Origin of the sequence: Pedobacter sp. (genome assembly GCF_965227205.1) — a bacterium.
Lineage (GTDB): Bacteria > Bacteroidota > Bacteroidia > Sphingobacteriales > Sphingobacteriaceae > Pedobacter.
In genome coordinates, this window is record NZ_OZ245727.1 from 2494845 (window position 1) to 2520522 (window position 25678).

The following is a 25678-nucleotide window of genomic DNA, read 5'->3' on the forward strand; positions in this document are numbered from 1 at the left end:
AATTTTAAGCCATGCCCAACAATCCAATTCCTGTTACTGCACATAATCCTGCTGATGCCTTTAACCGTTTACTTACTGTTTTAGATACGCTGCGTACGCAATGTCCGTGGGACAAAAAACAGACAATGGAAACTTTACGCCATTTAACTATTGAGGAAACTTACGAACTGAGCGACGCAATACTTGAAGGCGATTTAGATGAAATTAAAAAGGAACTGGGTGATGTAATGATGCATTTAGTTTTTTATTCGAGAATTGCTTCAGAAACAAATGATTTTAACATTGTTGATGTATTAAATGGCGTTTGCGATAAGTTGGTAAACCGTCACCCTCATATTTATGGCGATGTTGAAGTGCAGAACGAAGAAGATGTAAAGCGGAATTGGGAACAGATTAAACTGAAAGAAGGAAACAAATCTGTTTTAGCTGGTGTTCCAACTTCGCTACCGGCTTTGGTAAAGGCATCACGTATTCAGGAAAAAGCCCGCGGCGTTGGTTTCGATTGGGAAGATAAAAGCCAGGTTTGGGAAAAAGTTGAAGAGGAATTACAGGAATTTAAAAGTGAGTTTAATGTTACTGATAATACCGCAATTGATGTTGAAAAAGCTGAATCTGAATTTGGCGATGTGCTTTTTTCTCTGATAAATTACGCTCGTTTCATCAACATTAACCCGGAAAATGCTTTAGAAAAAACCAATAGAAAGTTTATCAAACGTTTTCAGTATTTAGAAAATAAAGCAAAAGAAAATGGCAAAGCATTGGCTGATATGACGCTTGCCGAAATGGATATTTACTGGAATGAAGCGAAGAAATTATAAACATGAGTGCTGAAGATAATCAATCACCAAAAAACCTAATTAATATCATCACCTTTAATGTACGGGCAACAAGAACCGTTGGAGATGATGGCATTATTCCCTGGATAAATATTGCCCGTGCAAACGAAGAAATTTTAAATTTAATTGATGCGGATGAAATTGTAATTGATGAAGAATTAGTGATTTTAATCGTTGATTATCCGTTTGCAGAACCACAATCATTTTCAATAACATCAAACTCGGGTTTTACGCGAGCGCAACTTCTAATCGAAATTAGAGCAATATTTTTAGAACTTTCTAAAAAGCAAAGTATAGAAATTGATGCTTTAGATTTAGTGGCTTTAGATGTTTACAAAACAGATTTAGGTATGATAGAAATTATTTTAGATATTGATTTGTAGGAAAATAGCAAAAGTATAAGAACCCGTCATTGCGAGGCACGAAGCAATCTCTGACAAATTACTGCAAGACCAAAGCTTTAAGATTGCTTCGTGCCTCCCAATGACGAAAGCCTAATAAAATTCGCCATCAACGTAATACCACTTGCCATGCTCTAATTTGAAGTTCGATTTTTCGTGCAAAACCTCAGTTTGAAACTTATGGTTTAAGTAGAAAGCTTTAAACTCAACTTTATCGAATTCTGAGGCAACAATTTCCAACTTTACCCATTTTATATTTTTAGCGCTTTTAGTGTAAGATTCTTTTGAAGTTCCTTTACGTTTGCTAAAGTGTGTGGTTTCGTAAAGATATTCCCCATCTGCCAAAACAAAAGCCGAATATCTGGAACGCATTAAAGCTTCAGCAGTTGGGGCATTGCTTATTTTTAAATGATAAGGCTGACAACAATTTGAATATTCAACCGCGCTTCCGCAATAACAATTCATTCGATGTAAATTAGTTTTGAAGTACAAAAGTATGATTTAATAATTTTGGAGCTAAAATTTCCGTAAAATTGCACTGAATAATGAGGCACTTCTTTCACATTGCATACAACGGTCAATATTTTAGTGGCTGGCAAAAACAACCTGGCGTTAAAAGCGTACAGGAAGTTATAGAGCAAACACTTTTTAAAATTTTTAAAATAACCATACCAATTATTGGCTGTGGAAGAACCGATGCACATGTTCACGCCAGTCAATTTTTTTTCCATGCTGATATTGCTATCGATTTTGATTTCGATTTGATGTTCAGAATGAATAAAATACTGCCGTATAATATTGCAATCTTTGATATTATTAAAATGGAAGGGCTTCCTCATGCCCGATTTGATGCCGTACAAAGAAAATACGATTACTTTTTACATACTTACAAAGACCCGTTTTTAAGTCAGCAAAGTTCTTTTTATTTATTACCGAAGCTTGATGTTGTGCAAATGAAAGCGGCTGCCAAAATATTACCCAAATACAAAGATTACCGCCCGTTTTGCACACATCCTGATAAATACGAACACACCATTTGCAATGTAATGGATGCAGATATATTCGTGAATGAGAGCGGTGACAGAATTCGTTTCCATATTGCCAGTAATAGATTTTTAGGTAAAATGATACGAATTTTGATGGGCAAAATTTTAAAAATTGGTAAAGGAGAATTAACTGTTGCTGAGTTTGAACATCATTTAGCAACGCTCGAAATGCCAAAACTTTTAGAACCAGCACATCCAACGGGTCTGTACCTTTCAAAAGTTACTTACCCATATTTAAACTTGCCACCTCGAACCGAATTTTTATCAGCTTTAGAAAGCACAAAGTGGATTTCTGTATAAGACTGGGTTTTAAAACCGCGTTTCAATGCACTGTTTTTTCATTCTAAGCCTGATTGTAGCGATATACTTTTTGGATAAACTTACGAAGTCTCATAAGCAAATGCCGTTAGACTTCGTAAGTTTATTAAACCAAAAAGATATAGCGGAAAGCAGGGCTATCGGAACCTAAATGAACAGAACATTGCCTTTCGAAAAAAATTATTTAAACCTAATCGCTTTTAAAGGTGAAACTTTGCTGATTAACAAAGAAGGGATAATAAGCACTGTTAAACATACCACAACGGTTATAACGTTTAGGGCAAGTACATCGATAAAATGAAATTCTATTGGTGCGTAGGCTAGGAAATAGTTCGCCTGGTCGAGCTTAAATATATGTGTTGTTTGCTGAAAAAAGCCTAAACCTAGGCCTAAAATATTGCCAAGTAGCAATCCAATTCCGATGAGGTAAGCGGCATTGTACAAGAAAATTTTCATAATGCTCCAGTTGCTTGCACCGAACGATTTTAGCATTCCAATCATGTTGGTTCTTTCCAAAATCATGATGAGTAAGGCTGTAATCATATTTATAACACCAACAATTAACATTAATATTAGTAAAACGTTGGTATTTACATCGAGCAAACCAAGCCAGGTAAAAATATTAGGGAAGTTTTCTTTGATGGAAAAAGAACGCAAATTTTGTGGGAGTTGCTCGAAAATATCATCGGCAACAGGTTTTAACTTACTAAAATCTTTCGTACGGATTTCTACACCACCAATTTCATTAGGTTTCCAGTTGTTTAAACGCTTAACAATATTTAGATTTCCGAGTACAAAACCTTTATCAATATCTTCTACTCCGATATCGTAAACCCCAACAATTTTAAATTTCCTCGGGCGAAGTTGATTTTGAACAAAATACATAATGAAATCGTCGCCCGTTTTTAATTTCAAGCGTTTGGCTGTATAATTCGAAACCAGTAATTCTTGCATGGCAGCGGTAGAATCTGTAAAATCGATTACTCTTCCACTAATAATGTGCTGCTTTATGTATGTCCAATTGTAATTTTTATCAACACCTTTAAAATTTATACCTTCTATTTCTTCGTTGGCTGATAAAATTGCTGGCTTAGTTGCGAAAGGATAAAAATATTCAATGTTTTTATTGTTTTTAAGGTTCTTCTCCGTTTCAGCATCGAGAATAAATGGCGAGTGCTCAAAAGAATTATTTAAATCGTAGCGGGTTATTTGTACATCGCCTAAAAAACCTCTAACCTTATCTTGAATTTCTGTTTTAAAGCCTTTGATAATTGCGATAGAAAGTATCATAACCGCCAAACTGAGCATTACACCTGCAATAGCAATACGTACAATGAGCTTTGAAAAAGTACGTTCTGATTTTATGGCGATGCGACTGGCTATGAAATATTCGAAATTCAATTTTAATAAATTTGTATCCTGCAAAAATGCTCAATTCCTATTTAAAAATGGCATTTTTGAAGATAAATAACTAAAGCAAAAAACCATATTCAATTAACTATAATTAAAAAATTGCTAAATTGTTTTGTTTTGAAATAAGAACAGCAAAAACCTAAAAAAAATGAAACCGCCATTAGTTTCAAAATCACACAGTGGAATGATTAACTCCTGGCAGCTTCATCACAAATGAAAACAAAATTTATAAACAGATGAAAAAGTATCTCAGCTTTGCCTTATTAAGCATAATTGCATTATCTGCCTGCGGACAAGCACCAAAACCAACCGAGCAAGAAATTCGGGAAAAAGAACCAGTAAACGTTAATGAAAGCAATTTAGCAGCAAGTACAATTAAAACTGGCGCCGAACAGACCGAAAAATATTTGCCACTACTAAAAGGTAAACGTGTTGGCATGGTTGTTAACCCAACATCAATTATTGGCAAACAAACTTCTGTAGATAGTTTATTAAAAAGAGGAGTTAAAATTCAGAAAATATTTGGTCCAGAACATGGTTTTAGGGGCGATGCAAGTGCTGGTGTAAAAATTGATGATGCTATTGATGCAAAAACCGGGATTAAAGCAGTTTCGCTTTACGGAAAACACAGTACGCCGACTAAAGAAGATTTAGCTGATATTGATGTTATGGTTTTCGATATTCAGGATGTTGGCGTTCGTTTTTACACTTACATTAACACTTTGCAACATGTAATGGAAGCTTGTGCTGAAAATAATAAACCACTTTTAATTTTTGATAGGCCAAATCCTAATGGTTATTTAATTGATGGCCCAATTTTAGACCCGAAGTTTAAATCTGGCATTGGTATTCAGCCGATTCCAATTGCACATGGCTTAACTGTTGGAGAATATGCACAAATGTTAAATGGCGAGGGCTGGTTAAAAAACAAGCTAAAATGTAAAATCACGGTGATTAAAAATGCAAATTACAATCACGATATGGAATATACTTTACCCGTTAAACCATCACCAAATTTAAATACACAACAATCTATTTTACTTTATCCATCAACCTGTTTATTTGAAGGAATTTACCTGAATCATGGTCGTGGTACGCAATTTCCTTTTACCATTATTGGTGCACCTTACTTAAAAGGAATCTTCAAATTTTCTTACACACCTACCGGGATAAAAGGAATGGCAGAAACGCCAATTTTTAAGGATGAAGAATGTTTTGGTATTGATTTGAGAAACTACGACACATCTATCTTAAGAAAATCAAAGCAGATAAATATTGGATGGGTAATTCAATTGTATAAAGCATCTCCCAAAAAAGAAGATTTCTTTAATTCTAAATTGAGCAACCAAACCATGCCCGTAGAGAAATTAATAGGCGTTGGTGATTTCAGACAGCAAATTATTGATGGTAAAAGTGAGGCAGAAATCAGAGCTTCGTGGGAACCAGGATTGGGTGCTTACAAAGCTATGCGTAAGAAATACTTACTTTACAATTAGTGAATGATTGGATTTTGAGTGATTGATTTATTAAATATTGAATTAATGGGTTAATGAAACAATAGCGTATTAAACTTTGTTATTTTATTACGATTGTATTATTCAATCCATCAAAATTCATTCATTCAATCATTACAACTATGAACGGTCCGAAAGAAAAAAGTGATAAACCCGGAAGTAATTACGAGGAAGAAGTACCAAAAGGCAGAGAACCGGTAGATAATAAAACGGTTAGAAAACCGAATGACACTAGTTCACCGAAGCCGCCCAAAACGAATAATCCAGCAAAGAAACGGGAAAATGAAGAACAACCAGTTCATCCGATAAAAGAAGAACCTAAAGAATAAAAAAAAGCTTTCACTATGTATGGTGAAAGCTTTTTGATTTTAAGATAGTCCTTCGACAAGCTCAGGATGACAGCTGATTTTGTGAAACTATTTTCTATTTGCTTAATATTTAATTGCTATTAGTAGCTTTTAGAAAAGACAGCAATACCTTTTCATCATGCTCTAAACCTAATTTACCAATTGAATTATTATTGTTCATCTTCTTCAAAAACTTTTCAAGTTTATCCTCTTCAAAAGCGGTGAGCAGCAAAGGATAAACGTAAGAACTTTTGCAAACTGCACGGGTATTTCCTAATTTTTTCGCAACGCAATCTAAAACGTTAACAATAGTTTTTTTTGTATTTAGCACAACACTTTTATCACTTCTGCATTGAGAAAACTGCCTTAATGCTTCTAAAGTACCACCCCAGGTTCTAAAATCTTTTGCGGTAAAATCGCTTCCGGTAATTTCTCTTATGTAGTTATTTATCTTACCAGAATCAATGCTTTTATGTTCTTTTCCGTTTGAGTAAAACTGAAAGAGGTCTTGCCCAGGAATGTCTCTGCACTTTTTTACTAGCTTGGCCAAAGAACGGTCGTTCAATTCTACATTTTGCTTCACTCCTTTTTTACCGATAAAATCCATGCTAATTTTACTGCCATTAATTTTAACGTGTTTATCTCTTAAAGTGGTTAAACCAAACGAACCATACAAGTGTTTGTAATTTTCGTTACCGATACGGATTAAGGTTTTTTGCAGCACATCAACAGAAATGGCTAGCACTTTACGCTCATCTAAATCTTTACGTTTTAAATCCTTCGCTAATCTTTTTCTGGCTTCAGGCAAAGCCTTTCCAAATTCGTACAATCTAAAATATTTATCATCAGAGCGGCGGGAAGTCCATTTTGCATGATATTTATATTGTTTTCTTCCGGCAGCGTCAGTTCCGGTCACTTGTAAGTATCCGTTAGGTTTATTGCATATCCATACACTTTGCCATGCAGGCGGAATTACCAGAGCTTTGATTCTGTCAAGATGCTTTTCATCCTTAATTTTATCGCCGTTTTTATCTTCGTAATGAAATTTCCCCGGCTTACCTTTTCTGTAAATACCAGGCATCGAGTCGGTAACATAAACAAGTCCGCTGGCCTTTACTACATCTTTACCTTGTATCATTTTAACTATAAACTATGATTTATTTTTTAGTTATTTTGTAAAACCTAACGGGAGCATTTCACGTTAATTTACAAACACAACATATCTCAGATGAAAATAGTTTTTATGGGTACGCCCGATTTTGCCGTTGCTTCTTTAAATGCTTTAGTAGAAGCAAATTTTGATGTTGTTGCCGTTGTAACCGCAGCCGATAAACCTGCCGGACGCGGACAAAAACTGAATGAAAGTGCCGTTAAAAAGTATGCTGTAGAAAAAGGTATTCCGGTTTTACAGCCCGAAAAACTAAAAAACCCTGAATTTTTAGCTGAGCTAAAATCGTACAATGCCGATTTACAAGTTGTGGTTGCATTTAGAATGTTGCCAGAAGTTGTTTGGGCAATGCCTGAGAAAGGAACTATAAATCTACATGGTTCTTTGTTGCCACAATATCGTGGAGCTGCACCAATAAACCATGCCATAATTAACGGGGAAAAAGAAAGCGGTGTTACTACATTTTTCTTAACCCATGAAATTGATACTGGTGATATTATTCAAAGTGCAAGCGTTGAAATTACGAATGATGAAACCGCAGGTGATTTACATGATAAATTAATGAATGTTGGTGCAAATTTATTGGTAAAAACCGTTACCGCAATTGCCGAAGGAAATTATAAAGAACAACCACAACCACAAAGTGATGTTTTAAAACATGCTCCAAAGATTTTTAAAGAAGATTGTAAAATCGACTGGAATAAAACCTCAGAAGAAGTTTTTAACTTAATTCGCGGATTAAGCCCGTACCCTACGGCGTTTACTTTATTAAATGATAAAACCTTAAAAGTTTTTAAAGCTGAAATTGAAGAAAAGGAATCGGCGATTGTTGCAGGTGGATTTTTAACAGATGGTAAAACCTACTTAAAATTTGCTACAAAAGATGGCTTTATCAAGCTATTAGATATTCAATACGAAGGCAAAAAACGAATGTTGATTGAAGACTTTTTAAGGGGAATGAGGTTGTAAATTGTTCTTACCACCTAAGAAACCTTAGTTCAATCAAGTAAAATTCGCTTAGATTATCTTAGGTGTCTAAGGTGGTTTTTACTTTACTGTATAAATGTTGTTATTTTAAGCAATCCAACTTATATTTTCTTATGTGTCTAAGGTGGTTAATTATTACTATTGAGTTTCTCGATCAAAAACTTAGAAACCTCATTAAAGTAACGTTTGCGGCCATAACCCATTACCCATTGAATGCCTTGAGTTGCATTAGTAATGAAAACTTCTTCAGCTTCATTTAATATTTCCGGGTTAATTTGTGCTTCTACAAAGGTCATATCGTGCATCATTGCAATTTGCATAATGGCTGTTCGCATTACGCCGCTTACGCAACCTTCGGTTAAAGCTGGTGTGTAAATCTGGTTATCGTACACAACAAAAACATTAGCGCTTATACTCTCGCACAGAAAACCATTTTGGTTCAAAATCATTGCCTCATCCAGTCGGTTTTGGCTTTTAAAAATCCCAGCCATAACGTATAACAAAGCGTTTGCTGTTTTATAGTTCGATAAGCGGTTAATTGGCTTCGTCATTTCATCAAACACATCGATAATTAAGCCCTTTGTATTTAGCTCATAATGGTTGCTTTTTAAAGGAACTCCTTCTAAAATATAACCTGCCTTATTTATTTCTGGCGTATAAACTCCTGCACCATCTCTGTAAACTGAAAGCCTGAACCGAACATTTCCGTTCCACTTGTTACGCTTGCAAAGTTCGGCGGTTTTCTGTTTGATAAAATATTCGTCCATCAATGCATGCCCATCAATTTTGAGTGCTTTCATGCCTGCAACTAACCTATCAGCATGTAATTCTGCAAACTGAAGTTTGTTGTTTATCATGCGCATGCTTTCAAATAAGCCATCGCCGAATTTAAAACTTCGGTTAGAGGCTGTTAAAACAGGCGCATCTGCAGCGTGAAATTCATCGTTAAAGAGTATGTATTGTTGAGCCATATTTTAAGATGCCACGATATAATTTTCCCATTTATTTAATGCTGCTTTAAAATCGGCAGGCAATGGCGATTCAAAAAACATATATTCTTTTGTTGTTGGATGAATGAAACCTAAACTTTGGGCATGTAATGCTTGTCGCGGTAATAATTCAAAACAATTATCTACAAATTGTTTGTATTTATTAAACGTTGTACCTTTCAAAATCTTATCGCCTCCGTACATTGCATCGTTAAATAACGGGTGCCCAATGTGTTGCATGTGTGCCCGTATCTGGTGTGTTCGTCCTGTTTCTAATTCGCAACTGATTAAAGTTACATAACCCAACCGCTTTAAAACTGTGTAATGCGTTACAGACCACTTGCCCTTCTCTTCATCATCATAAATATCCATAACCCTCCTGTCCTTTGCGCTTCGGCCAATGTAACCAGTAACCGTGCCATTATTCTCAATATCACCCCAAACCAAAGCAATATATTTTCTGGTGATGCTGTGATCAAAAAACTGGCGGGCTAAATGTGTGATTGATTTTTCGTTTTTGCTTATTAGTAATAAACCACTTGTATCTTTATCAATCCGGTGTACCAAACCTGGCCGGCCATCATTACCAGGTAATTGTGGTAATTGCTCAAAGTGGAAAGCCAAAGCATTAACTAGTGTGCCTGTGTAATTATTAAACCCTGGATGAACAACCATCCCTGCAACTTTATTTACAACAAGCAGGTCGCTATCTTCGTAAATAATATCAAGTGGAATATCTTCAGGATAAACTTCAGTATCGCGAGGCGGATGTGGTAAAACAACAGAAATTTCATCAAGTGGTTTAACCTTGTAACTCGATTTAATTTGCTTTTTATTTACCAAAACATTCCCTGCATCAATAGCATTTTGAATGCGATTACGGGAAGCATTCTCCACACGTACCATTAAAAATTTATCAATTCGTAGTAGAGATTGCCCCTTATCAACAATAATTTTTAAATGTTCGTATAATTCCTGCTCTTCTGATTCCTGTAATTCGGCAATATTTTCCATAGCGCAAAAATATGCTTTTAACAGCAAAAATTTTCGGAATGATTTCAGTTAAAGCAAATCGGCATGCAAATGACCGAAGCAGATAAATCATGGTATTATTAAGTTGGTTATTGGATAATAAATGGGATAGTAAACCACAATTTGGGGCACTTACATTTTACACTATACAAATGATTACTTATTTGTATTAGTTTTTTTACAGCATATATAAAATACTAAAATTTTAGTTTTCGATAAACACTAGTATATTTGTAATAATTTAACTCTCACTAATTAACGTAATTATGAAAAAAACGCTCCAATTCGCTATAATGGCAACACTTACTATAAGTTATAGATAATCTTATAGTTAGTAATCTTCGCATTATCTGTGTCCATTTCGGAAAGACACAAACCAAAAGCGATTTCACACATTAAATTTATATTAACTTTTTAAAAACAATTTGCTAAGCTTTAATGTTTGGCTTATTATTTGCTCTTAAGACATCAGTAAAAACAGAATCCTATGAAAAATTTTACCCAAAACGTGAAGATTGTTCTTAATTTCTTCCCTTACTTAGTAAGGAAGATATATTTTAAATAATCATCAACCTGAAAAACAAAAGAAACACTTGCAATTAGCAGGTGTTTTTTATTTTTACACGTGTTTGAAAAAATATACAGTCCGATACAAAAATTAGAAATTGCTCCGATTAATAATCTATTTGTTAAACGAGATGATTTAATTGATCCTTTTATTTCAGGAAATAAATGGCGTAAGCTTAAATATATACTCCAAAAAGCTGCTGAGGAAAATAAAAATCATTTAGTAACATTTGGAGGAGCTTATTCTAACCATCTTTTGGCTACCGCTACTGCTGCTGCAAAAGCCGGACTAAAAGCCACAGCTTTTGTTAGAGGAGAACAAGTTCAAAACGAAATGCTTTTGCTTTGTGGTTTATTCGGGATGAATTTAATTTTCACCGATAGGGAATCTTACAAAAACAAAAAGAGCCTATTCGATAATCACTTTGGAGAAGATAAAAACAGCTATTTTATTGATGAAGGCGGAGCCTGTTTAGAAGCAACCTTAGGTTGTGCAGAAGTTATTGATGAGCTAACAGATATTTACACACACATTTTTTGTGCTGCTGGAACCGGAACAACAGCGGCAGGTTTATTAAACGGAATTAATAACCATAAACTTAAAACCAAGCTTAACGTAATACCTGTTTTAAAAGGTGGAGATTTTATTAAGGATCAGATTTCGAAATACTCATTAAACACAGAAAACTTAGTATTGCATAACAATTACCATTTTGGTGGATATGCCAAAACAACTCCAGAACTTATAAACTTTATAAAGGATTTTACTGCAAAAACGGGTTTACTTTTAGACCCTGTTTACACCGCTAAGATGTTTTATGCTATAACCAACTTGCAAAAAAACAATTATTTTAAGCCTGAAGATAAAATTTTAGCCTTACACACTGGTGGATTGATGGGCATTTTTGGAATGAAAGATAAATTCTAAAAAAAAGGAGGCTACTTAATTTAGCCTCCTTTTTAATTTTTTGGTTTACTGCTTTACAATTTTAAATTCTGTACGTCTGTTTAACTGGTGCTCTTCATCGCTACAGCTCACACCGTTAGCACACTTATTTAACAACTGTTTTTCTCCATAACCTTTTGCCGCAATTCTATTTTTATTTATCCCCTTGGAGATAATGTACTGAACTGCAGATTCAGCCCTTTTTTGAGATAAGGTTAAGTTATAAGCATCATTTCCTCTGCTATCTGTGTGCGAGCCAAGTTCAATCCAGATTGTTGGATTGTTTTTCAAAATTGAAACCAATTTATCTAACTCTTCAGCAGCATCTGCTCTAATGTTCCATTTATCAAAATCGTAATAAATATTTTCAATTTTAATGGCCTTATCTAACTCTACAGTTTCGAGGTAAAGATTTTTATTAATAATTGTAGAAGTTGATAAACCTTTAGTTGTTACCGCAGAAAAATCTGACCTGAAGTTAGTTTTTGTTCCTGTTAGTTCGTAATCTGAATTATTTTCAAGGTTGAAATTAAAGTTCCCTTCAATATCCGATTCTACTTTTATTGGAGCTGAATTCGTTTTTTTAAGTGTTACAATGGCGTTTGCAATTGGCTTATTTGTTTTTTTATCGAAGACCTTTCCATTCAATTTTAGCGCATAAATCAGGTTGCTATTCAAACTGTAAATATCATCGCTTCCTAACCCACCAAAACGGTTTGAAGAAAGATAAGCGATCTTCAATTCTTCATTAATATTAAAAGCGAAATCATCTTGTGGAGAATTTACCGGATAACCCAAATTAGTAATCTTCGATTGCCCAGATTCATTTTTCGAAACCTGGAAAATATCTAATCCACCTAAACCAACTCTTCCATCACTAGAAAAATAAAACACATTTCCATTATCTAAATAAGGAGTACGCTCATTTCCTTCTGAGTTTAAATCGCGTAAATTAACAGCTTCTCCCCATTCTCCAGATTGAAGTTTTTCTACAACATAAATATCCGTTCCACCTAATCCACCCGGCATGTCTGATACAAAGTAAAGCTTATTACCATCACTTGAGATAAAAGGATCGCCAACTGAAGATATAGCTATGCTAGTTAAAAGAATTATTTCTGAAAGAGATTTAGTAATTCTGGAGAGAAATTAAAATCTCTCTACAGAATGTTATTATATTATATATACCTATTAATTAAATTTTCAAGATACTCTTGTTTTCCACTAATTACATTCGGTTCGCCATTTTGTATAGCGAAACCTCGTAAATCCTCAAGTGTTAATTCACCTTTTTCAAACGCTGCTCCTTCTCCGCTATCGAATGAACTGTATCTATTTGCTCTGATTTGTTTGTAATCTGATTTTTGCAAAATAGCATCTGCAGTGATTAAAGCCCTTGCGAAAATGTCCATACCGCCAATATGCGCATAAAACAAATCTTTAGGATCAGTAGAATTTCTACGGATTTTCGCATCAAAATTTACACCACCACCCTTAAAACCACCATCTTCTAAAATAATAAGCATGGTTTCAGTTAATTCATTTATATCATTTGGAAACTGATCTGTATCCCATCCATTTTGGTAATCGCCTCTGTTCGCGTCAATAGAACCTAACAAACCACTATCAACAGCAACTTGAAGTTCATGCTGAAAGGTGTGACCTGCAAGTGTAGCATGGTTAACTTCAAGATTCAATTTAAAATCTTCCAATAAATCATACTGCTGTAAAAACCCTTTTACTGTGGCAGCATCATAATCATACTGATGCTTTGAAGGTTCGCAAGGTTTTGGCTCGATGAAAAATGTTCCTTTAAAACCCTGTTTACGAGCGTAATCTTTTGCCGTATGAAGAAACTTAGCCAAATGCTCTTGCTCTCTTTTCATGTTTGTGTTTAGCAAACTCATGTAGCCTTCCCTTCCGCCCCAGAAAACATAATTTTCTCCACCTAATGCAATTGTTGCATCTAAAGCGGCTTTTACCTGAGCAGCACCATGAGCCAAAACATGAAAATCCGGATTAGTAGCTGCTCCATTCATGTAGCGTTTATGGCTGAATAGATTCGCCGTGCCCCACAATAACTTAACACCGCTTTCTGCCTGCTTTTGTTTAGCATAATCTACCAAAGCAGTCAAGCGGCGCTCGTTCTCTACAATATCATTTCCATAATCTACAACATCAACATCGTGAAAACAATAATAAGGAATCTGCATTTTGGTAATAAATTCGAAAGCAGCATCCATTTTATCCTTTGCTCTTTCTACAGCATCTTTCTTTTCATCCCAAGGGAAAATATGAGTTGGCCCGCCAAAAGGATCGCTACCATTACCATTAAAAGAATGCCAGTAAGCACAGGCAAACTTGAAATGCTCGTTCATAGTTTTACCTGCCACAATTTGATTAGCATCGTACCACCTAAAAGCTAATGGATTATCGCTTTGCAATCCTTCAAACTTAATCTGATTAATACCTTTGAAAAATTCGGTACTACCTGTTACTACATTTGTCATCGTATTTAGTTAATTCCTTAAATAATAAGTTATTCCATTCATTGTAAACTATTTCATATTCGTTACTGTTTTTTGGCTCTAGTAACGCTATTTTTTCCTGATTGATAAATGCCTCCTGATAAGTTTTATAAATTCCTGAACCAATTCCAGCACCCAAAGCTGCACCTACGCTTCCATCATTTTCAAAAAGCTCAACAGGTACTCCTGTAACATCAACAAAAATTTGGGCAAAAACCTCACTGAGAAAAAGATTTGCTTTACCGGCTCTAATAATTGATGGCTTCATACCAATCTCACGCATAATATCTAAACCGTAACGAAAAGAACATGCAATTCCTTCTTGCACAGCTCTAAAAATATCAGCATGATTATGCAAATTCAGGTCGATTTCTGTGAGCTGTGCACCTGTATATTTGTTATTAAGCATTCGCTCAGCACCATTACCAAAAGGCAAAACCTTTAATCCATTGCTTCCAATTGGTGATGATTGAGAAAGTTTATTTACATCATTATATGATAGTGAAGGCGCAAAATTATGTTTTACCCACCTGTACATACTACCAGTTCCGTTTATACATAATAAAACACCTGTATGTTTGCTTTCTGGAGCATAAGTTACGTGTGCAAAGCTGTTTATTCTGGATTGAGGATCGTAAACAGCAGATTCACTAACACCATATATTACGCCGGAAGTACCTGCTGTTGCAGCAACTTCCCCAGGTTTTAAAACATTTAATGATAAGGCATTATTGGGCTGGTCGCCTGATTTATACGAGATTGGTAGTTCAGCATTTAGACCCAGAAGTTTAGCTACCTCGGTTTTCAAAAGTCCATGAATAGAAAACAAAGGCTTTATTTCAGGAATCAAACAATTGTCGATTCCGTAATAATTCAGCACATCGGCAGACAATTCATCATTTTTAAAATCCCAGAAAATGCCTTCAGATAAAGCTGAAATACTTGTAGTAATTTCTCCTGTAAGTTTCATGGCGATAAAATCTCCAGGCAGCATAACTTTATCTATTTGCTCGTAAATTTCAGGCTCATTTTGTTTTACCCATGCGAGTTTTGAGGCGGTAAAATTACCTGGAGAATTTAGTAAGTGTTGTAAAGACTTTTCATGTCCGATAGCATTAAAAGCTTTATTCCCAATTTCAACAGCTCTGCTATCACACCAGATAATACTATCCCTTAAAACTTTTTGATTTTTATCTACCACAACCAAACCATGCATTTGATAAGAAATACCAATGGCTTTTATTTCTGCGGGATTGAATAAATTTGTTGCATTAAGCTTTAAAATGGCTTGCTGAACGTTTTGCCACCAATCTTCAGGAGATTGTTCTGCCCAACCGGTTTTTAAAGATTTTATCTCCGTTTCTGTATCAGGATATTGAACTGATGCTATTCGTTTCTGCGATTGTACATCTACAGCAGCAACTTTTATTGATGAAGTTCCAACATCTATCCCTAATAGCAACATAAATTATTTTAAGATGATTAGTAATTTAAAGGTTGATTAAAGTAAGATTTTAAATCATAAATAACAATAATGAGTTACAATATTTCCTTACGGAATTTAAAAAATCAGCTTAAAAGAAAAAAGCCCATTGACACAATGGGCTTAAAGTTCGTGAGGATGTAGTCGGTTTCTAAATTAGAAGGAGCAATCATCTTCACCATTATATTCAATAAACACAACCATAGGCTTTAGTTAAATAAAATCGACTTTTATAAAAAATGAAGTTTTATTCAAGACACTGCGGCTAGCATTTAATGGAGCAGCAGACATAAGCCTGCTGTTTGCAAAATTCTATTTCAAATATATTGGATTAAGCAATGATTTACAAAAGATTTAAGTAACACTTTTAATGCGTTAATGCTTAGCTAATATTTTCTGTTGAAACGCTGTTTTCGAAAAACGGAGCTAATGATTCATTAGATTTCAACAAATTAAAATCGTTCGTTTTAAATGGCTTTGCTATGTGTGCCTTAACTTGCTTGTATCTTGCTGATTTAATTTTATCCTCAGCACTATTAAATGCAGTAACAAGTACTACAAACATTTGGTTATAGAATGGATTTTTCTCTAATTCATCAAGCATTTCCCAGCCATTTAATCCAGGCATGCTAATATCAAGAAAAATAATAAAATTAATTTCTTTTGAGGCTTGAGCATTTATGTAATCTAAAGCAGATTGACCATCAGGAAAGTAATCGGTATCCCAAACCGGGCGACAGTCTTCAATCATTATTTTATGAATAAATAAAACTAGTTTATCATCATCAACAACTATTGCTCTTGTTCGCTTCATAAATATTAAAATAAAGTTTGCTTGGTTTTATTGAATGTAAATCAAAAATACATTCAACTTATATATCTGCTAAGATAAAAGCAATTAGTCAAATTTTCACAGTCATTCTGTTCATTTTTCTTTAAAAAGAATTTTAAAACATCTAAAATATAATTATCATTGCTTTACAACTTTTAGGAATATTTCTAGAGGTTAAATCTTAACTAACTATTTATTTATTAAACAAATTATGAAGTATGGACTTTAATCCAAAAGCCTTTGCTATGCCAAAAGCATGGCACCCACCTAAATTATTACCCGCATTAAAACTGACGGTACTGTTATCATGCTTATCTCTAACTCAGCTAAGTGTGAAAGCGAGCAATGCAATCCCAGGACACGAGAAAGGTGCTTTCTCAAAACCAACATTGAATGTTCTGGGTGCAAAATTAAAATTTGCTACAACATTAAAAGGTGTTGTGAAGGATGAAACTGGCGCAACGTTGCCTGGTGTAAGTTTAAGCTTAACAGGTAACGATTTTAAACAAACTGCATCTACTAATGATAAGGGCGAATATCATTTTAATGTTCCGAAAGCAGGTACATATACTTTAACAGCAAGTTTTGTTGGCTACGAAAAATTAAGCCAAACTGTAACCATTGGAAACACAGAAGCTACAAAAAACATCTCGCTCGTTCCTTCAAGTCAGGCTTTATCAGAAGTAATGGTTGTTGCCTATGGCAAACAAACTAAGGCTTCTTTTACAGGTTCGGCTAAAGAATTAAAAGGCGCTGTGATTAGTGGAAGTCCTCGTGCAAGTGTTCAGGAGAGTTTACAGGGAAATGTTGCTGGTTTAATTTCTAGTAATGGTTCTGGCCAGCCAGGTGCAGTACCAAACATTCGTATTCGCGGTATTGGCTCTATTAATGCTGGTAGTGGGCCACTATATGTTGTAGATGGAGTTCCTTTAGAGTCAGGACAGATTTCTGGATTGAACAGTTATGACATAGAGAATTTAACGGTATTAAAAGATACTTCAGCTGCATCAATCTATGGTTCTAGAGCGGCAAACGGGGTTATCCTGATTACGACTAAAAGTGGTAAAGCTGGTAAAACGGTTATTGCAGCCTCGGTTCAGGCAGGAGTAAATAACATTGTGCCAATTAAAGGTAGTGAGCTTTTAAACACCAATGAAGTAATTGAACTATTAAGAGAAGGCTGGGCAAATAGGGGCAATAACCCTAGCTTATTTGATGCTGAAATTACTTTACAAAATGTAGATAAAAATGTAAATACTGATTGGTTTGATTTGTTAACACGTACTGGTAACCAAACTCAGGCCGATATTTCCATTAGTGGTGGTACAGAAAAGTCGAAATTTTATATTTCTGCAAGTCATTACATAGCAAAAGCTCCCATACTGGGTAGCGACTTTATTCGAAGTACTGCTAATGTTAGATTAAGTAATCAGCTAACTGATAAACTTTTTGTTTCTGGCGGTTTGCAAGTAAACAACCGTAACAACCATACGCAGTCTGATGGAGGTAGTTTTGGTAACCCGATTAGGATGTATTCTTTAACACAGCCTTTTTTAAGAGCATATAATGATGACGGGAGTTACGATTTTAGTTATTTTAATAGGTACAACCCTGTTGCACAGGTTTTGGAAAGCTATAAAACCAGAAAATCATATGGTTTAATTGGTAGTTTTCAGGCTAAATATAACATCGTCAAAAACCTGTCTATCGAAAACCAATCTAATATAAATTTTCTATATGGTGAAGATTTTGAATATAATAAGGCGGGTGTTGGTACTGCAAGAACCAATGGTGGTATTGCCAGATCAAGTACTGATCGTGCCTCAACTTGGGTAAACACTTCTTTTTACCCTACAATAACTCATTTGGAGATTTTGGCTTAAAAACTTATGCAGGTTATGAAGCTCAAAAATTAACGGAAACAGGTAATACGGTTCAAAAAAGTAATTTTTTACCAAACACATATACTTTAGATAACGCTTCTGTTTTAGCAGACGGTGGACAAAGTGCGACAGCAAGTTCTTTAAATTCGATATTATTTGATGCCTCGGTAGATTATAAGGCAAAATATTACCTAAGTACCTCATTTCGTAGAGACGGATCTCCTAGATTCGGATCTGAAAAACGTTATGGTAATTTTTGGTCGGTTGGAGTTGCATGGAGTATCAATAAGGAAGATTTTATGAGTGATCAAAAGTTCTTCTCTGAACTTCGCTTGCGCTCAAGCTACGGTGTAAACGGAAATCAAGACATTGGTAACTTTGCATCAAGAGCGCTATATGGTGCTGCACCTTACGATGCTTTACCAGGTTTAATATTCTCAAATTACGGCAACAATCTTTTAACATGGGAGAAAAATAAACCATTTAATGTTGGTTTAGATTTTGGCATTCTGAAAGGCAGATTAACAGGTACTGTAGAATATTATACAAGAACAACTTCTGATTTATTATTAAGTAGACCAATATCTGCAACTAACGGCTTAACCAGTTTTACAGATAATGTTGGCGCAATGAAGAACAGCGGTTTTGAGCTTGAGTTAAACAGTATAAATTTTGCTCCAAAAAATAACAACTTCGGTTGGACAACAAGTTTGAATGTATCTACCATTAAAAATGAGATAACGGCGTTATCTAGTCCAATTATTTCTGGCGGTTACAACCGTTTTGTAGGTGGAGATTATTACCAAATTTATTACCCAGGCTATGCAGGTGTTAACCCGGCCAATGGTGAGGCATTATGGTATACTGATGAAACTAAAACGCAAACCACTAATGCTTATGGTTCTGCTACAGCGTTTAATCAAGGTACAAGTTTGCCTGATTTCTTTGGTGGTTTAACGAATAGTTTCACTTATAAAAATTTCTCTTTAAGCTTCCAACTTTACTTTAATATCGGCGGTAAAATTTACGATAATTATGGTGCTAGCGGAACATCTGATGGTGGACAGGGTTTTGCTCCAACTGGAAAAATGACACGTTATACTTACGACAACAGATGGAAACAACCAGGAGATATTACTTTACAGCCTAAAATTGTTTACTTAGGTACACAATCAGGCTCATCAAGCCAACAATCTACTAGGTTTTTGTATGATGGAGATTATGTAAGACTTCGTGATATAACTTTTGGTTACCAATTACCAACAAAATGGATTAAACCTGTTGGCTTATCGAGTGCTAATTTATACATCAGAGCAAACAACCTATTAACTTACATAAAGGATAGTCGCGTTACTTTTGATCCAGAAGTTGGTATTGATGGTTTTGCTGATAAAAATATTCCTGTTTACAGAACAGTCTTATTAGGCTTAGATGTTAAATTTTAATCATTAAACTGTTTATAATGAAAAAGTTAAATAAAATATTTTACGCTTCGTTAATGGCCGTGTCTTTAACAGCGTGTAAAAAAGATTTTCTAGAAATTAACCCAGAACAGCAACTTGCCGTAAACCAGGTAATAGTTGATCTACCAACAACCAGAGCTGCGGTAATGGGAACTTATACTATGTTGCAAAGTGCAGCATATTACGGACGTAGCGTAGTGGTTCTGCCAGATTTATTGGCAGACAACATGTATATTAGTCGCAAAAACTCTAACAGATATACAAGTTACGACCAATATATAACTACTACCAATGATGGTACTGCTTCGAGCAGTTGGAACATTATGTATCGTACCATTGTTAATGCCAACGTTATTATAGAGAAAGGGCAAAAATTACAAGTTGCACAAACAGAACAAGCAGAGGTTAGCCATTTAATTGGCGAGGCTTATACTTTAAGAGCATTAGCTCATTTCGATTTGTTAAGATTGTATGTAGCGCCTTATAATTCTACAGCTGGTGCAAGCCACATTGGTGTGCCAGTTTTATCAAACAGCGGTACCAGTAAAGAAGATATCATTAACCCAAAAAGAAATACTGTTAAAGAAGGGTATACTCAAATTGTTGATGATCTTAAAAAAGCAATTGCATTAATGCCTACTACGCCAGTTGGTTTCACTGCTTCCAATAGAGGACACATTAGCCATTATGCCGCGAAAGCTTTATTAGCAAGGGTATATTTATACATGGAAGATTGGGCCAATGCCGAACTTATGGCTACCGATGTGATTACTGGAAATAAATATACTTTGTTAACTAATGCTAATTTGGTAAGCGGCTCAACAAACTTTAGAACTCAGAATAATACAGGATCTATTTTTGAGGTATTATATAGCACAACCAGCAATCTTGGCTCCGATCGTTTAGCTGCTTTCTTATTTCAAGGTTCTAGTTATGGCGATGGATTGGCAACTGACGATTTGTATAATAGTTATACCGCTACAGATGTACGTAAAGGTTTTATGACCAGAAGTAGTAGAAGTGGCGGAGAAAATCCAGCCAATGTGATTACCAAATATAACAATATCACTAATTTTGAAGAAGGTGTTAAGGTAATTCGTTTATCTGAAGTTTATTTAATAAGAGCAGAAGCAAGAGCTAAGCAAACGGGAAAAGATGCATTAGCTGCAGCTGATTTAGATATAGTTGCAAAACGTGCAGATGCTTCTGCAGCAACTACAACAGCTACAGGCACAGCTTTACAGAATTTAATTTTATTGGAAAATCGTAAGGAGTTTGCTTTTGAAGGACACCGTCTTTTCGATTTAACCAGAAACAAATTGGCATTTACAAAATATCGTACTGGCGGAATCACAATCCCTATTGCTAGTAATTCTTTAAAAACTGTTTTACCTATTCCATTGACAGAAATGAATGTTAATCCAAATATGGAGCAAAACGAAGGTTATAAATAAGAAGTGGTCGGTTTCTAAATAATCAAAATCGCCTTTCATTGATTTGAAAGGCGATTTTTGTTTAATAAGTATCTTATTTATACAAGAATTTAAAGGTGCTATTATTAACTTTTAAGACTTCAAATTCGTTAGTTCCTTTAGAAAAATCTGCTGAAATGATAGCCGTTCTACGCTTACCGGTTTTTGAATTTGATTCGTGTGTATGAAAAACATAATTCAGTTTTCCAGACTTATCTGTAAAAAAATCGCCATGGCCAGAGCCATTAACCTTGGTATTTTTCTTACTTAAAACCGGATTGCCCTTATATTTTAACCACGGTCCTTCCGGATTTTTACTGGTTGCGTACCCAACTGCATAATCTGGGTTTCGGAAATCATTTGCAGAATAAAATAAATAATATAATCCCTTTCTTTTTAATACAGTTGGGCCTTCGGTAACACTCCAGGCAACTTTTTCTGTGTTTTCCCAAAATTCTGTTGCAAAAATACATTGCTTGGCTGTTTCTTCTTTTATAGATGCTAAATCAGCATTCATTTCTGCAACATAAATACGATTACCATCATCAAGCCTTACGTGGTAGAGGTAAATTTTGCCATTATCGAAAAAAACAAATGGATCAATCATCCTTACTGGTGCATCAATTGATTTTTTTACTTTTTGATTAAACGGTCCTAAAGGGCTATTGCTTTCTGCAATTGCAATATTTTCGTTTGCTACATATGCCATATAAAACTTACCGTTACGTTCAAAAACCTGGGGCGCCCAGAAACCTTTAGTTCCGAAAGCATCGCCCTTTTTTAATACCACACCCTTATCAATCCATTTTTTCTTATTGGTAGAAGTATAAACTTTAAAACCACCATCCCAGGCGTTTTCTACCGTTCCATATAAATAATAAGTGTTTTTATGATAAAAAATAGTTGGGTCGGCCAGTTTTAATGTTTCAGTATTTTGAGCCTTTAACGTTGTTAAAAATGCAATTGATAAAAGAATTATCAGGTTTAAACTTATTTTTTTAGTATTCATCAGGTTTAATTTAGAATAGTAATATTGAGCTAATTTTTAATTTTTGGCCAGTTATTATCCTTCCAATCCAGTTGAATGTTGGATAGATACCATGATTTTCCATCGCCTGTATTATTACCTTGATAGAATAACCAATATTTGCCTTTGTTATCTTTAAAAATATCCGGGTGACCAGATTCCGCGGAATTCCAGCTTCCTTTTATTCCATTCTTTAAAAATGGTTGGTCGCCTTTCCGCACCCAATTTATTCCATCAACACTTCGTGCTAAGCCAATTTGTTGAGGTTCATTATTATATCCTCCGGCATAAAACATATACAAGTATTTTCCTTTTCTTATACATGAAGCACCTTCAACACAAGCCTTTTCCCAATCTAACAGCGGTGCTAAAATCGAAGAATCGGCTAACTGCTTCCAGTTTTCTTTATCAAATGAAGATGATAAAGATGTTTCTGCTACGCCCTGCTTTTGAATTTTGTAGCTTTTATCTCGTGTTGCGAAATACATCAGGTATCTTCCATTAAACTCAACAACTTCGGCATCAATTGCTCTTCCGCAAGTCCAGTCGCCTGTTGGTTTAAATATTGGATTTGTATTGTTTCTAATAAAATTTACGCCATCTGTAGACCATGCATGGCATATCGCGTCTTTTGCTGCATTGCCATAAGTTTGATAGAAAAGATGAAGTGTATCATTTCTTAGTAATACACCTGGAGCACATAATCCATTTTTTTCATAAGATGCTGCCGGTAAAATTTCGCCCGCCTTTTTCCAATCTTTAACGTTTGAGCTTGTTGCAATACCTATTTTCCAACCTTCGCCATTTTTACCCGGAATAGAATAATACATCCAATATTTCCCTTTAAAACTAACAAGTGTAGGGTCTTTGGCTACTGGATTTCCAGAAGATGAATCAGTAAAATACATCTGTGGTAATTGCTGAGATTTTACGGATTGCAAGAAGAGAACACAAATCAAAAGTGTTAATACCCTACTCATAATTATTTAATTTGGTTAAAAGCTATTTAACAAAGAAAAGTAATTGACTGCAGCTAAACCTGCTAAAATTGTTCAACCTTTTGCTCATTTGTCTCATTTTTGTTGATTATTAATAAAAGTTGCCATATCTAATTAACTTTAACAGCTTAGTGATTGGAATCTACCTCCTTTCGACTTTGCAAAAACTATCTAACCAATAGACATTAAAATCATCCTATGAGAAAAATTATCCTAATCCTAATCGTTTTCATTGCATTTACTGCACAGGCCCAAAAATCATTAGTAGATTTATCAGCTTTAAAGAAAAATGGCGCAATTGCTACCGTAAATCAAAAAGTAATTACCTTAAGCTGGCCCGCCGGAGAGAAAGGTACAGGAAGAATACAATTGGATTTAAATGAAAAAAATCCATTATTCAAAAGTATTCAGTTAGGAAAAAGCAATAAATTCAAAGAGATTATTTCGGGATTAGACCCCGCTTTTGTACTGACAATCGGCAAACGTACACTTAGTCCATCAAGCGGTGGTTGGGATGTATTTTTTGATAGAGTGCCACGCAAACCTTATAAATCTTATGCAGTTAACATCACCAAAAAAAGTGCAAAAATCTCAACAAACGGACAGCACACAATCGTTACCATTACTGGTGCAAGTGCTGATAGATTTAAAGGCAATATTGAAATTACCTTATATAATGGCAGTCCTTTATTTAATGTAGCGGCAGTTTTATCAACAGAAATAGACTCTACAGCTATTCTTTATGATGCCGGTTTGGTGAATAAGAAAGCTTTATGGAAATCAATGGCTTGGGCAGATGTATCAGACAAAATGCAATCGAGCAAACCAGCACTTACAGATACAAGCCGAAATCTGGAAGTAAAATACAGAACCATAATTGGAGAAAGTTCGGGCGGAAGTTTAGCTTTATTTCCTGCACCACACCAATATTTTTATCCTTTAGATGAGGCATTTAATTTAAAATTTACGTGGTACGGCAAAAATTTTCATAATCTGATTCCTGACTTTGGAATGGGCATAAGGCAAGATCCTTTAGGTGATAAGAGATATGTGCCGTGGTTTAATGCACCACCAAAAACGCAGCAACGCTTAAATTTTTTCTGTTTAATAGATACCGATAATGCAACTGAAACACTTAAGGAGGTAAAATTATTTACGCATGGCGATAGTTATAAACCAGTAAAGGGCTACAAAACTTTAGCTACGCATTTTCACAACGAGTTTATTAGTGATGTTGCCCTATCTGGCAAGGAAATTCCTGAAAAACCTGAATTTGTAGATGTATTAAAAAAGCATGGTTTAGATATTGTTAAACTTGCAGAGTTTCATGGACCAGGTCATCCGAAAGGGCCAGAAAACGAAAGATTGAGAGAATTAAAATCTCTTTTTGAGCAAACTAAACGTTTATCTGATTCAACTTTTCTGCTACTTCCTGGCGAAGAAGCCAATAATTTTTACGGTGGCCATTGGCTTGCATTTTTTCCAAAACCTATCTATTGGATTATGTCTCGCAAACCTGAAGAGCCTTTTGTAACCGAAGTTCCATCCTTAGGAAAAGTTTATCGCATTGCGAATAAAGAAGAAATGCTAAAACTGCTTGAATTGGAAAACGGCTTAGCGTGGACCGCCCATGCAAGAACAAAAGCTTCTACCGGTTACCCGGATAATTATAAAGAAGAACCATTTTTTAAGTCAAACACATATTTTGGAGCAGCATGGAAAGCAATTCCCGCCGATTTATCAATTTCTACGTTAAGCCAGCGTGTATTGAAATTATATGATGATATGGCAAATTGGGGCTTAAAGAAACATGTACTATCAGAAGCCGACATATTTACAATTACGCACCAAAATGAAATGTACGCCCATTTAAACGTGAATTATTTAGAAATGGATAAGCTGCCAAATTATGAACAAGGTTGGCAACCCGTACTAGATGCTTTGCGAAAAGGAAGATTCTTCGTTTCAACTGGAGAAGTTGTGATTCCTCAATTTAGCATTAATGGTAAAAAATCTGGAGAAACCCTAAAACTTGATAATACAGGAAACGCAACGGTTAAAATGAAATTGGATTGGACTTTCCCAATGAATTTTGCAGAGATTGTTTCTGGAGATGGTAAGGAGGTATTTCGAGAACACTTAAACCTTAACGACACAAGAGCTTTCGGTGAGAAAGATTTTAGCTGGAAGATTAACTTAAAAGGTAGAAAATGGGTAAGATTAGAGGCTTGGGATATTGCGGCAAATGGTGCTTTTACACAAATGATTTGGCTTGAATAATTGTATTTTGCGCCAAAATACCTGAAAAAGTTTTCCACATTTCTGAAGTCTAAATCCAGTTTTTGTCTAAAATCATACTTTAAACTGTTTAAACCTATTTTTTGAGTAATGAGTACAAAAAGTGCTTAAATTTTGATTTTAGGCACAT

Annotated in this window: 22 protein-coding genes; 11 read left to right on the forward strand and 11 right to left on the reverse strand. The window is 34.9% G+C overall.

Features of this window, described 5'->3' with window-relative positions; genetic code table 11:
- Positions 1–11 precede the first annotated feature (11 nt).
- Both mazG and ACO05K_RS10480 read left to right on the forward strand, forming a co-directional pair.
- Positions 12–818, forward strand: coding sequence for a nucleoside triphosphate pyrophosphohydrolase (gene mazG, locus ACO05K_RS10475; protein WP_421944391.1), 807 nt, complete (start codon positions 12–14; stop codon positions 816–818).
- A 2-nt stretch (positions 819–820) separates the two neighbouring features.
- Positions 821–1219 carry a hypothetical protein gene (locus ACO05K_RS10480; protein ID WP_421944392.1) on the forward strand — a complete coding sequence of 133 codons (399 nt, stop codon included), beginning with the start codon at positions 821–823 and terminating at the stop codon, positions 1217–1219.
- Between the two features lie 111 nt (positions 1220–1330).
- Here ACO05K_RS10480 and ACO05K_RS10485 read toward each other — a convergent pair whose 3' ends face one another.
- Complete coding sequence (locus ACO05K_RS10485) at positions 1331–1702, reverse strand: YchJ family protein (RefSeq protein WP_421944393.1); 372 nt, start codon at positions 1700–1702, stop codon at positions 1331–1333.
- An 80-nt stretch (positions 1703–1782) separates the two neighbouring features.
- Here ACO05K_RS10485 and ACO05K_RS10490 point away from each other — a divergent pair, with 80 nt between their 5' ends.
- Positions 1783–2583, forward strand: a complete 801-nt coding sequence (locus ACO05K_RS10490) for a tRNA pseudouridine synthase A (RefSeq protein WP_421944394.1) — start codon at positions 1783–1785, stop codon at positions 2581–2583.
- A gap of 198 nt (positions 2584–2781) precedes the next feature.
- On the opposite strand, the gene ACO05K_RS10495 is transcribed toward ACO05K_RS10490, so the two are convergent.
- The gene (locus ACO05K_RS10495; RefSeq protein ID WP_421944395.1) at positions 2782–4002 is read right to left on the reverse strand and encodes an ABC transporter permease; all 1221 of its coding nucleotides are present in this window, start codon (positions 4000–4002) and stop codon (positions 2782–2784) included.
- Positions 4003–4250: 248 nt separating this feature from the next.
- Between ACO05K_RS10495 and ACO05K_RS10500 the strand changes: the two genes are divergently transcribed.
- Positions 4251–5510 carry an exo-beta-N-acetylmuramidase NamZ domain-containing protein gene (locus ACO05K_RS10500; protein ID WP_421944396.1) on the forward strand — a complete coding sequence of 420 codons (1260 nt, stop codon included), beginning with the start codon at positions 4251–4253 and terminating at the stop codon, positions 5508–5510.
- Between the two features lie 140 nt (positions 5511–5650).
- Positions 5651–5857, forward strand: coding sequence for a hypothetical protein (locus tag ACO05K_RS10505; protein WP_421944397.1), 207 nt, complete (start codon positions 5651–5653; stop codon positions 5855–5857).
- A 109-nt stretch (positions 5858–5966) separates the two neighbouring features.
- On the opposite strand, the gene ACO05K_RS10510 is transcribed toward ACO05K_RS10505, so the two are convergent.
- On the reverse strand, positions 5967–7013 hold the full coding sequence (locus ACO05K_RS10510) for a DNA topoisomerase IB (protein ID WP_421944398.1): 1047 nt from the start codon (positions 7011–7013) through the stop codon (positions 5967–5969).
- A gap of 90 nt (positions 7014–7103) precedes the next feature.
- Here ACO05K_RS10510 and fmt point away from each other — a divergent pair, with 90 nt between their 5' ends.
- The gene (gene fmt / locus ACO05K_RS10515; RefSeq protein ID WP_421944399.1) at positions 7104–8012 is read left to right on the forward strand and encodes a methionyl-tRNA formyltransferase; all 909 of its coding nucleotides are present in this window, start codon (positions 7104–7106) and stop codon (positions 8010–8012) included.
- A 146-nt stretch (positions 8013–8158) separates the two neighbouring features.
- On the opposite strand, the gene ACO05K_RS10520 is transcribed toward fmt, so the two are convergent.
- Together ACO05K_RS10520 and ACO05K_RS10525 are read right to left on the reverse strand one after the other, a co-directional pair.
- Positions 8159–9001 (reverse strand): aminotransferase class IV, encoded by an 843-nt coding sequence (locus tag ACO05K_RS10520; RefSeq protein ID WP_421944400.1) that lies wholly within the window; start codon positions 8999–9001, stop codon positions 8159–8161.
- A gap of 3 nt (positions 9002–9004) precedes the next feature.
- Complete coding sequence (locus ACO05K_RS10525; RefSeq protein ID WP_421944401.1) at positions 9005–10033, reverse strand: RluA family pseudouridine synthase; 1029 nt, start codon at positions 10031–10033, stop codon at positions 9005–9007.
- Positions 10034–10676: 643 nt separating this feature from the next.
- Here ACO05K_RS10525 and ACO05K_RS10530 point away from each other — a divergent pair.
- Positions 10677–11546, forward strand: a complete 870-nt coding sequence (locus ACO05K_RS10530; protein ID WP_421944402.1) for a 1-aminocyclopropane-1-carboxylate deaminase/D-cysteine desulfhydrase — start codon at positions 10677–10679, stop codon at positions 11544–11546.
- A 45-nt stretch (positions 11547–11591) separates the two neighbouring features.
- Here ACO05K_RS10530 and ACO05K_RS10535 read toward each other — a convergent pair whose 3' ends face one another.
- The 4 genes from ACO05K_RS10535 to ACO05K_RS10550 all read right to left on the reverse strand — a co-directional run bounded on the left by ACO05K_RS10535 (position 11592) and on the right by ACO05K_RS10550 (position 16389).
- Positions 11592–12593, reverse strand: coding sequence for an OmpA family protein (locus ACO05K_RS10535; protein WP_421944403.1), 1002 nt, complete (start codon positions 12591–12593; stop codon positions 11592–11594).
- A gap of 149 nt (positions 12594–12742) precedes the next feature.
- Positions 12743–14074 carry a xylose isomerase gene (xylA, locus tag ACO05K_RS10540; protein ID WP_421944404.1) on the reverse strand — a complete coding sequence of 444 codons (1332 nt, stop codon included), beginning with the start codon at positions 14072–14074 and terminating at the stop codon, positions 12743–12745.
- Complete coding sequence (locus ACO05K_RS10545) at positions 14052–15557, reverse strand: xylulokinase (RefSeq protein WP_421944405.1); 1506 nt, start codon at positions 15555–15557, stop codon at positions 14052–14054. The genes xylA and ACO05K_RS10545 overlap by 23 nt, the downstream gene beginning before the upstream one ends.
- Before the next feature lie 400 nt (positions 15558–15957).
- The gene (locus ACO05K_RS10550) at positions 15958–16389 is read right to left on the reverse strand and encodes a response regulator (protein ID WP_421944406.1); all 432 of its coding nucleotides are present in this window, start codon (positions 16387–16389) and stop codon (positions 15958–15960) included.
- A gap of 236 nt (positions 16390–16625) precedes the next feature.
- Here ACO05K_RS10550 and ACO05K_RS10555 point away from each other — a divergent pair, with 236 nt between their 5' ends.
- From ACO05K_RS10555 to ACO05K_RS10565, 3 genes are read left to right on the forward strand one after another with little or no spacing between them, the layout of a single operon-like run.
- Entirely contained in the window at positions 16626–18290 is a 1665-nt protein-coding gene (locus tag ACO05K_RS10555; protein WP_421944407.1) for a carboxypeptidase-like regulatory domain-containing protein, read from the forward strand.
- Complete coding sequence (locus ACO05K_RS10560) at positions 18236–19735, forward strand: hypothetical protein (RefSeq protein WP_421944408.1); 1500 nt, start codon at positions 18236–18238, stop codon at positions 19733–19735. The genes ACO05K_RS10555 and ACO05K_RS10560 overlap by 55 nt, the downstream gene beginning before the upstream one ends.
- Before the next feature lie 17 nt (positions 19736–19752).
- Positions 19753–21207 (forward strand): RagB/SusD family nutrient uptake outer membrane protein, encoded by a 1455-nt coding sequence (locus ACO05K_RS10565; RefSeq protein ID WP_421944409.1) that lies wholly within the window; start codon positions 19753–19755, stop codon positions 21205–21207.
- Between the two features lie 73 nt (positions 21208–21280).
- Here ACO05K_RS10565 and ACO05K_RS10570 read toward each other — a convergent pair whose 3' ends face one another.
- Together ACO05K_RS10570 and ACO05K_RS10575 are read right to left on the reverse strand one after the other, a co-directional pair.
- Positions 21281–22234 (reverse strand): glycoside hydrolase family 43 protein, encoded by a 954-nt coding sequence (locus ACO05K_RS10570; protein ID WP_421944410.1) that lies wholly within the window; start codon positions 22232–22234, stop codon positions 21281–21283.
- A 29-nt stretch (positions 22235–22263) separates the two neighbouring features.
- Positions 22264–23232: a family 43 glycosylhydrolase gene (locus ACO05K_RS10575; protein ID WP_421944411.1), complete on the reverse strand. Its 969-nt coding sequence runs from the start codon at positions 23230–23232 to the stop codon at positions 22264–22266.
- Between the two features lie 216 nt (positions 23233–23448).
- On the opposite strand from ACO05K_RS10575, the gene ACO05K_RS10580 reads away from it, so the two are divergent.
- A complete protein-coding gene (locus ACO05K_RS10580) occupies positions 23449–25530 on the forward strand; it encodes a hypothetical protein (RefSeq protein WP_421944412.1) in 2082 nt (693 codons plus the stop codon).
- Positions 25531–25678: the final 148 nt, after the last annotated feature.

What these genes read in the sequence shown, in the direction of transcription:
- ACO05K_RS10525 (WP_421944401.1), bottom strand. Translation starts at nt 10,033, where the DNA reads ATGGAAAATATTGCCGAATTACAGGAATCAGAAGAGCAGGAATTATAC.
- ACO05K_RS10500 (WP_421944396.1), top strand. Translation starts at nt 4,251, where the DNA reads ATGAAAAAGTATCTCAGCTTTGCCTTATTAAGCATAATTGCATTATCT.
- ACO05K_RS10490 (WP_421944394.1), top strand. Translation starts at nt 1,783, where the DNA reads ATGAGGCACTTCTTTCACATTGCATACAACGGTCAATATTTTAGTGGC.
- xylA (WP_421944404.1), bottom strand. Translation starts at nt 14,074, where the DNA reads ATGACAAATGTAGTAACAGGTAGTACCGAATTTTTCAAAGGTATTAAT.
- ACO05K_RS10575 (WP_421944411.1), bottom strand. Translation starts at nt 23,232, where the DNA reads ATGAGTAGGGTATTAACACTTTTGATTTGTGTTCTCTTCTTGCAATCC.
- ACO05K_RS10505 (WP_421944397.1), top strand. Translation starts at nt 5,651, where the DNA reads ATGAACGGTCCGAAAGAAAAAAGTGATAAACCCGGAAGTAATTACGAG.
- mazG (WP_421944391.1), top strand. Translation starts at nt 12, where the DNA reads ATGCCCAACAATCCAATTCCTGTTACTGCACATAATCCTGCTGATGCC.
- ACO05K_RS10550 (WP_421944406.1), bottom strand. Translation starts at nt 16,389, where the DNA reads ATGAAGCGAACAAGAGCAATAGTTGTTGATGATGATAAACTAGTTTTA.
- ACO05K_RS10555 (WP_421944407.1), top strand. Translation starts at nt 16,626, where the DNA reads ATGGACTTTAATCCAAAAGCCTTTGCTATGCCAAAAGCATGGCACCCA.
- ACO05K_RS10480 (WP_421944392.1), top strand. Translation starts at nt 821, where the DNA reads ATGAGTGCTGAAGATAATCAATCACCAAAAAACCTAATTAATATCATC.
- ACO05K_RS10510 (WP_421944398.1), bottom strand. Translation starts at nt 7,013, where the DNA reads ATGATACAAGGTAAAGATGTAGTAAAGGCCAGCGGACTTGTTTATGTT.
- ACO05K_RS10565 (WP_421944409.1), top strand. Translation starts at nt 19,753, where the DNA reads ATGAAAAAGTTAAATAAAATATTTTACGCTTCGTTAATGGCCGTGTCT.
- fmt (WP_421944399.1), top strand. Translation starts at nt 7,104, where the DNA reads ATGAAAATAGTTTTTATGGGTACGCCCGATTTTGCCGTTGCTTCTTTA.
- ACO05K_RS10535 (WP_421944403.1), bottom strand. Translation starts at nt 12,593, where the DNA reads ATGCCGGGTGGATTAGGTGGAACGGATATTTATGTTGTAGAAAAACTT.
- ACO05K_RS10545 (WP_421944405.1), bottom strand. Translation starts at nt 15,557, where the DNA reads ATGTTGCTATTAGGGATAGATGTTGGAACTTCATCAATAAAAGTTGCT.
- ACO05K_RS10485 (WP_421944393.1), bottom strand. Translation starts at nt 1,702, where the DNA reads ATGAATTGTTATTGCGGAAGCGCGGTTGAATATTCAAATTGTTGTCAG.
- ACO05K_RS10580 (WP_421944412.1), top strand. Translation starts at nt 23,449, where the DNA reads ATGAGAAAAATTATCCTAATCCTAATCGTTTTCATTGCATTTACTGCA.
- ACO05K_RS10570 (WP_421944410.1), bottom strand. Translation starts at nt 22,234, where the DNA reads ATGAATACTAAAAAAATAAGTTTAAACCTGATAATTCTTTTATCAATT.
- ACO05K_RS10520 (WP_421944400.1), bottom strand. Translation starts at nt 9,001, where the DNA reads ATGGCTCAACAATACATACTCTTTAACGATGAATTTCACGCTGCAGAT.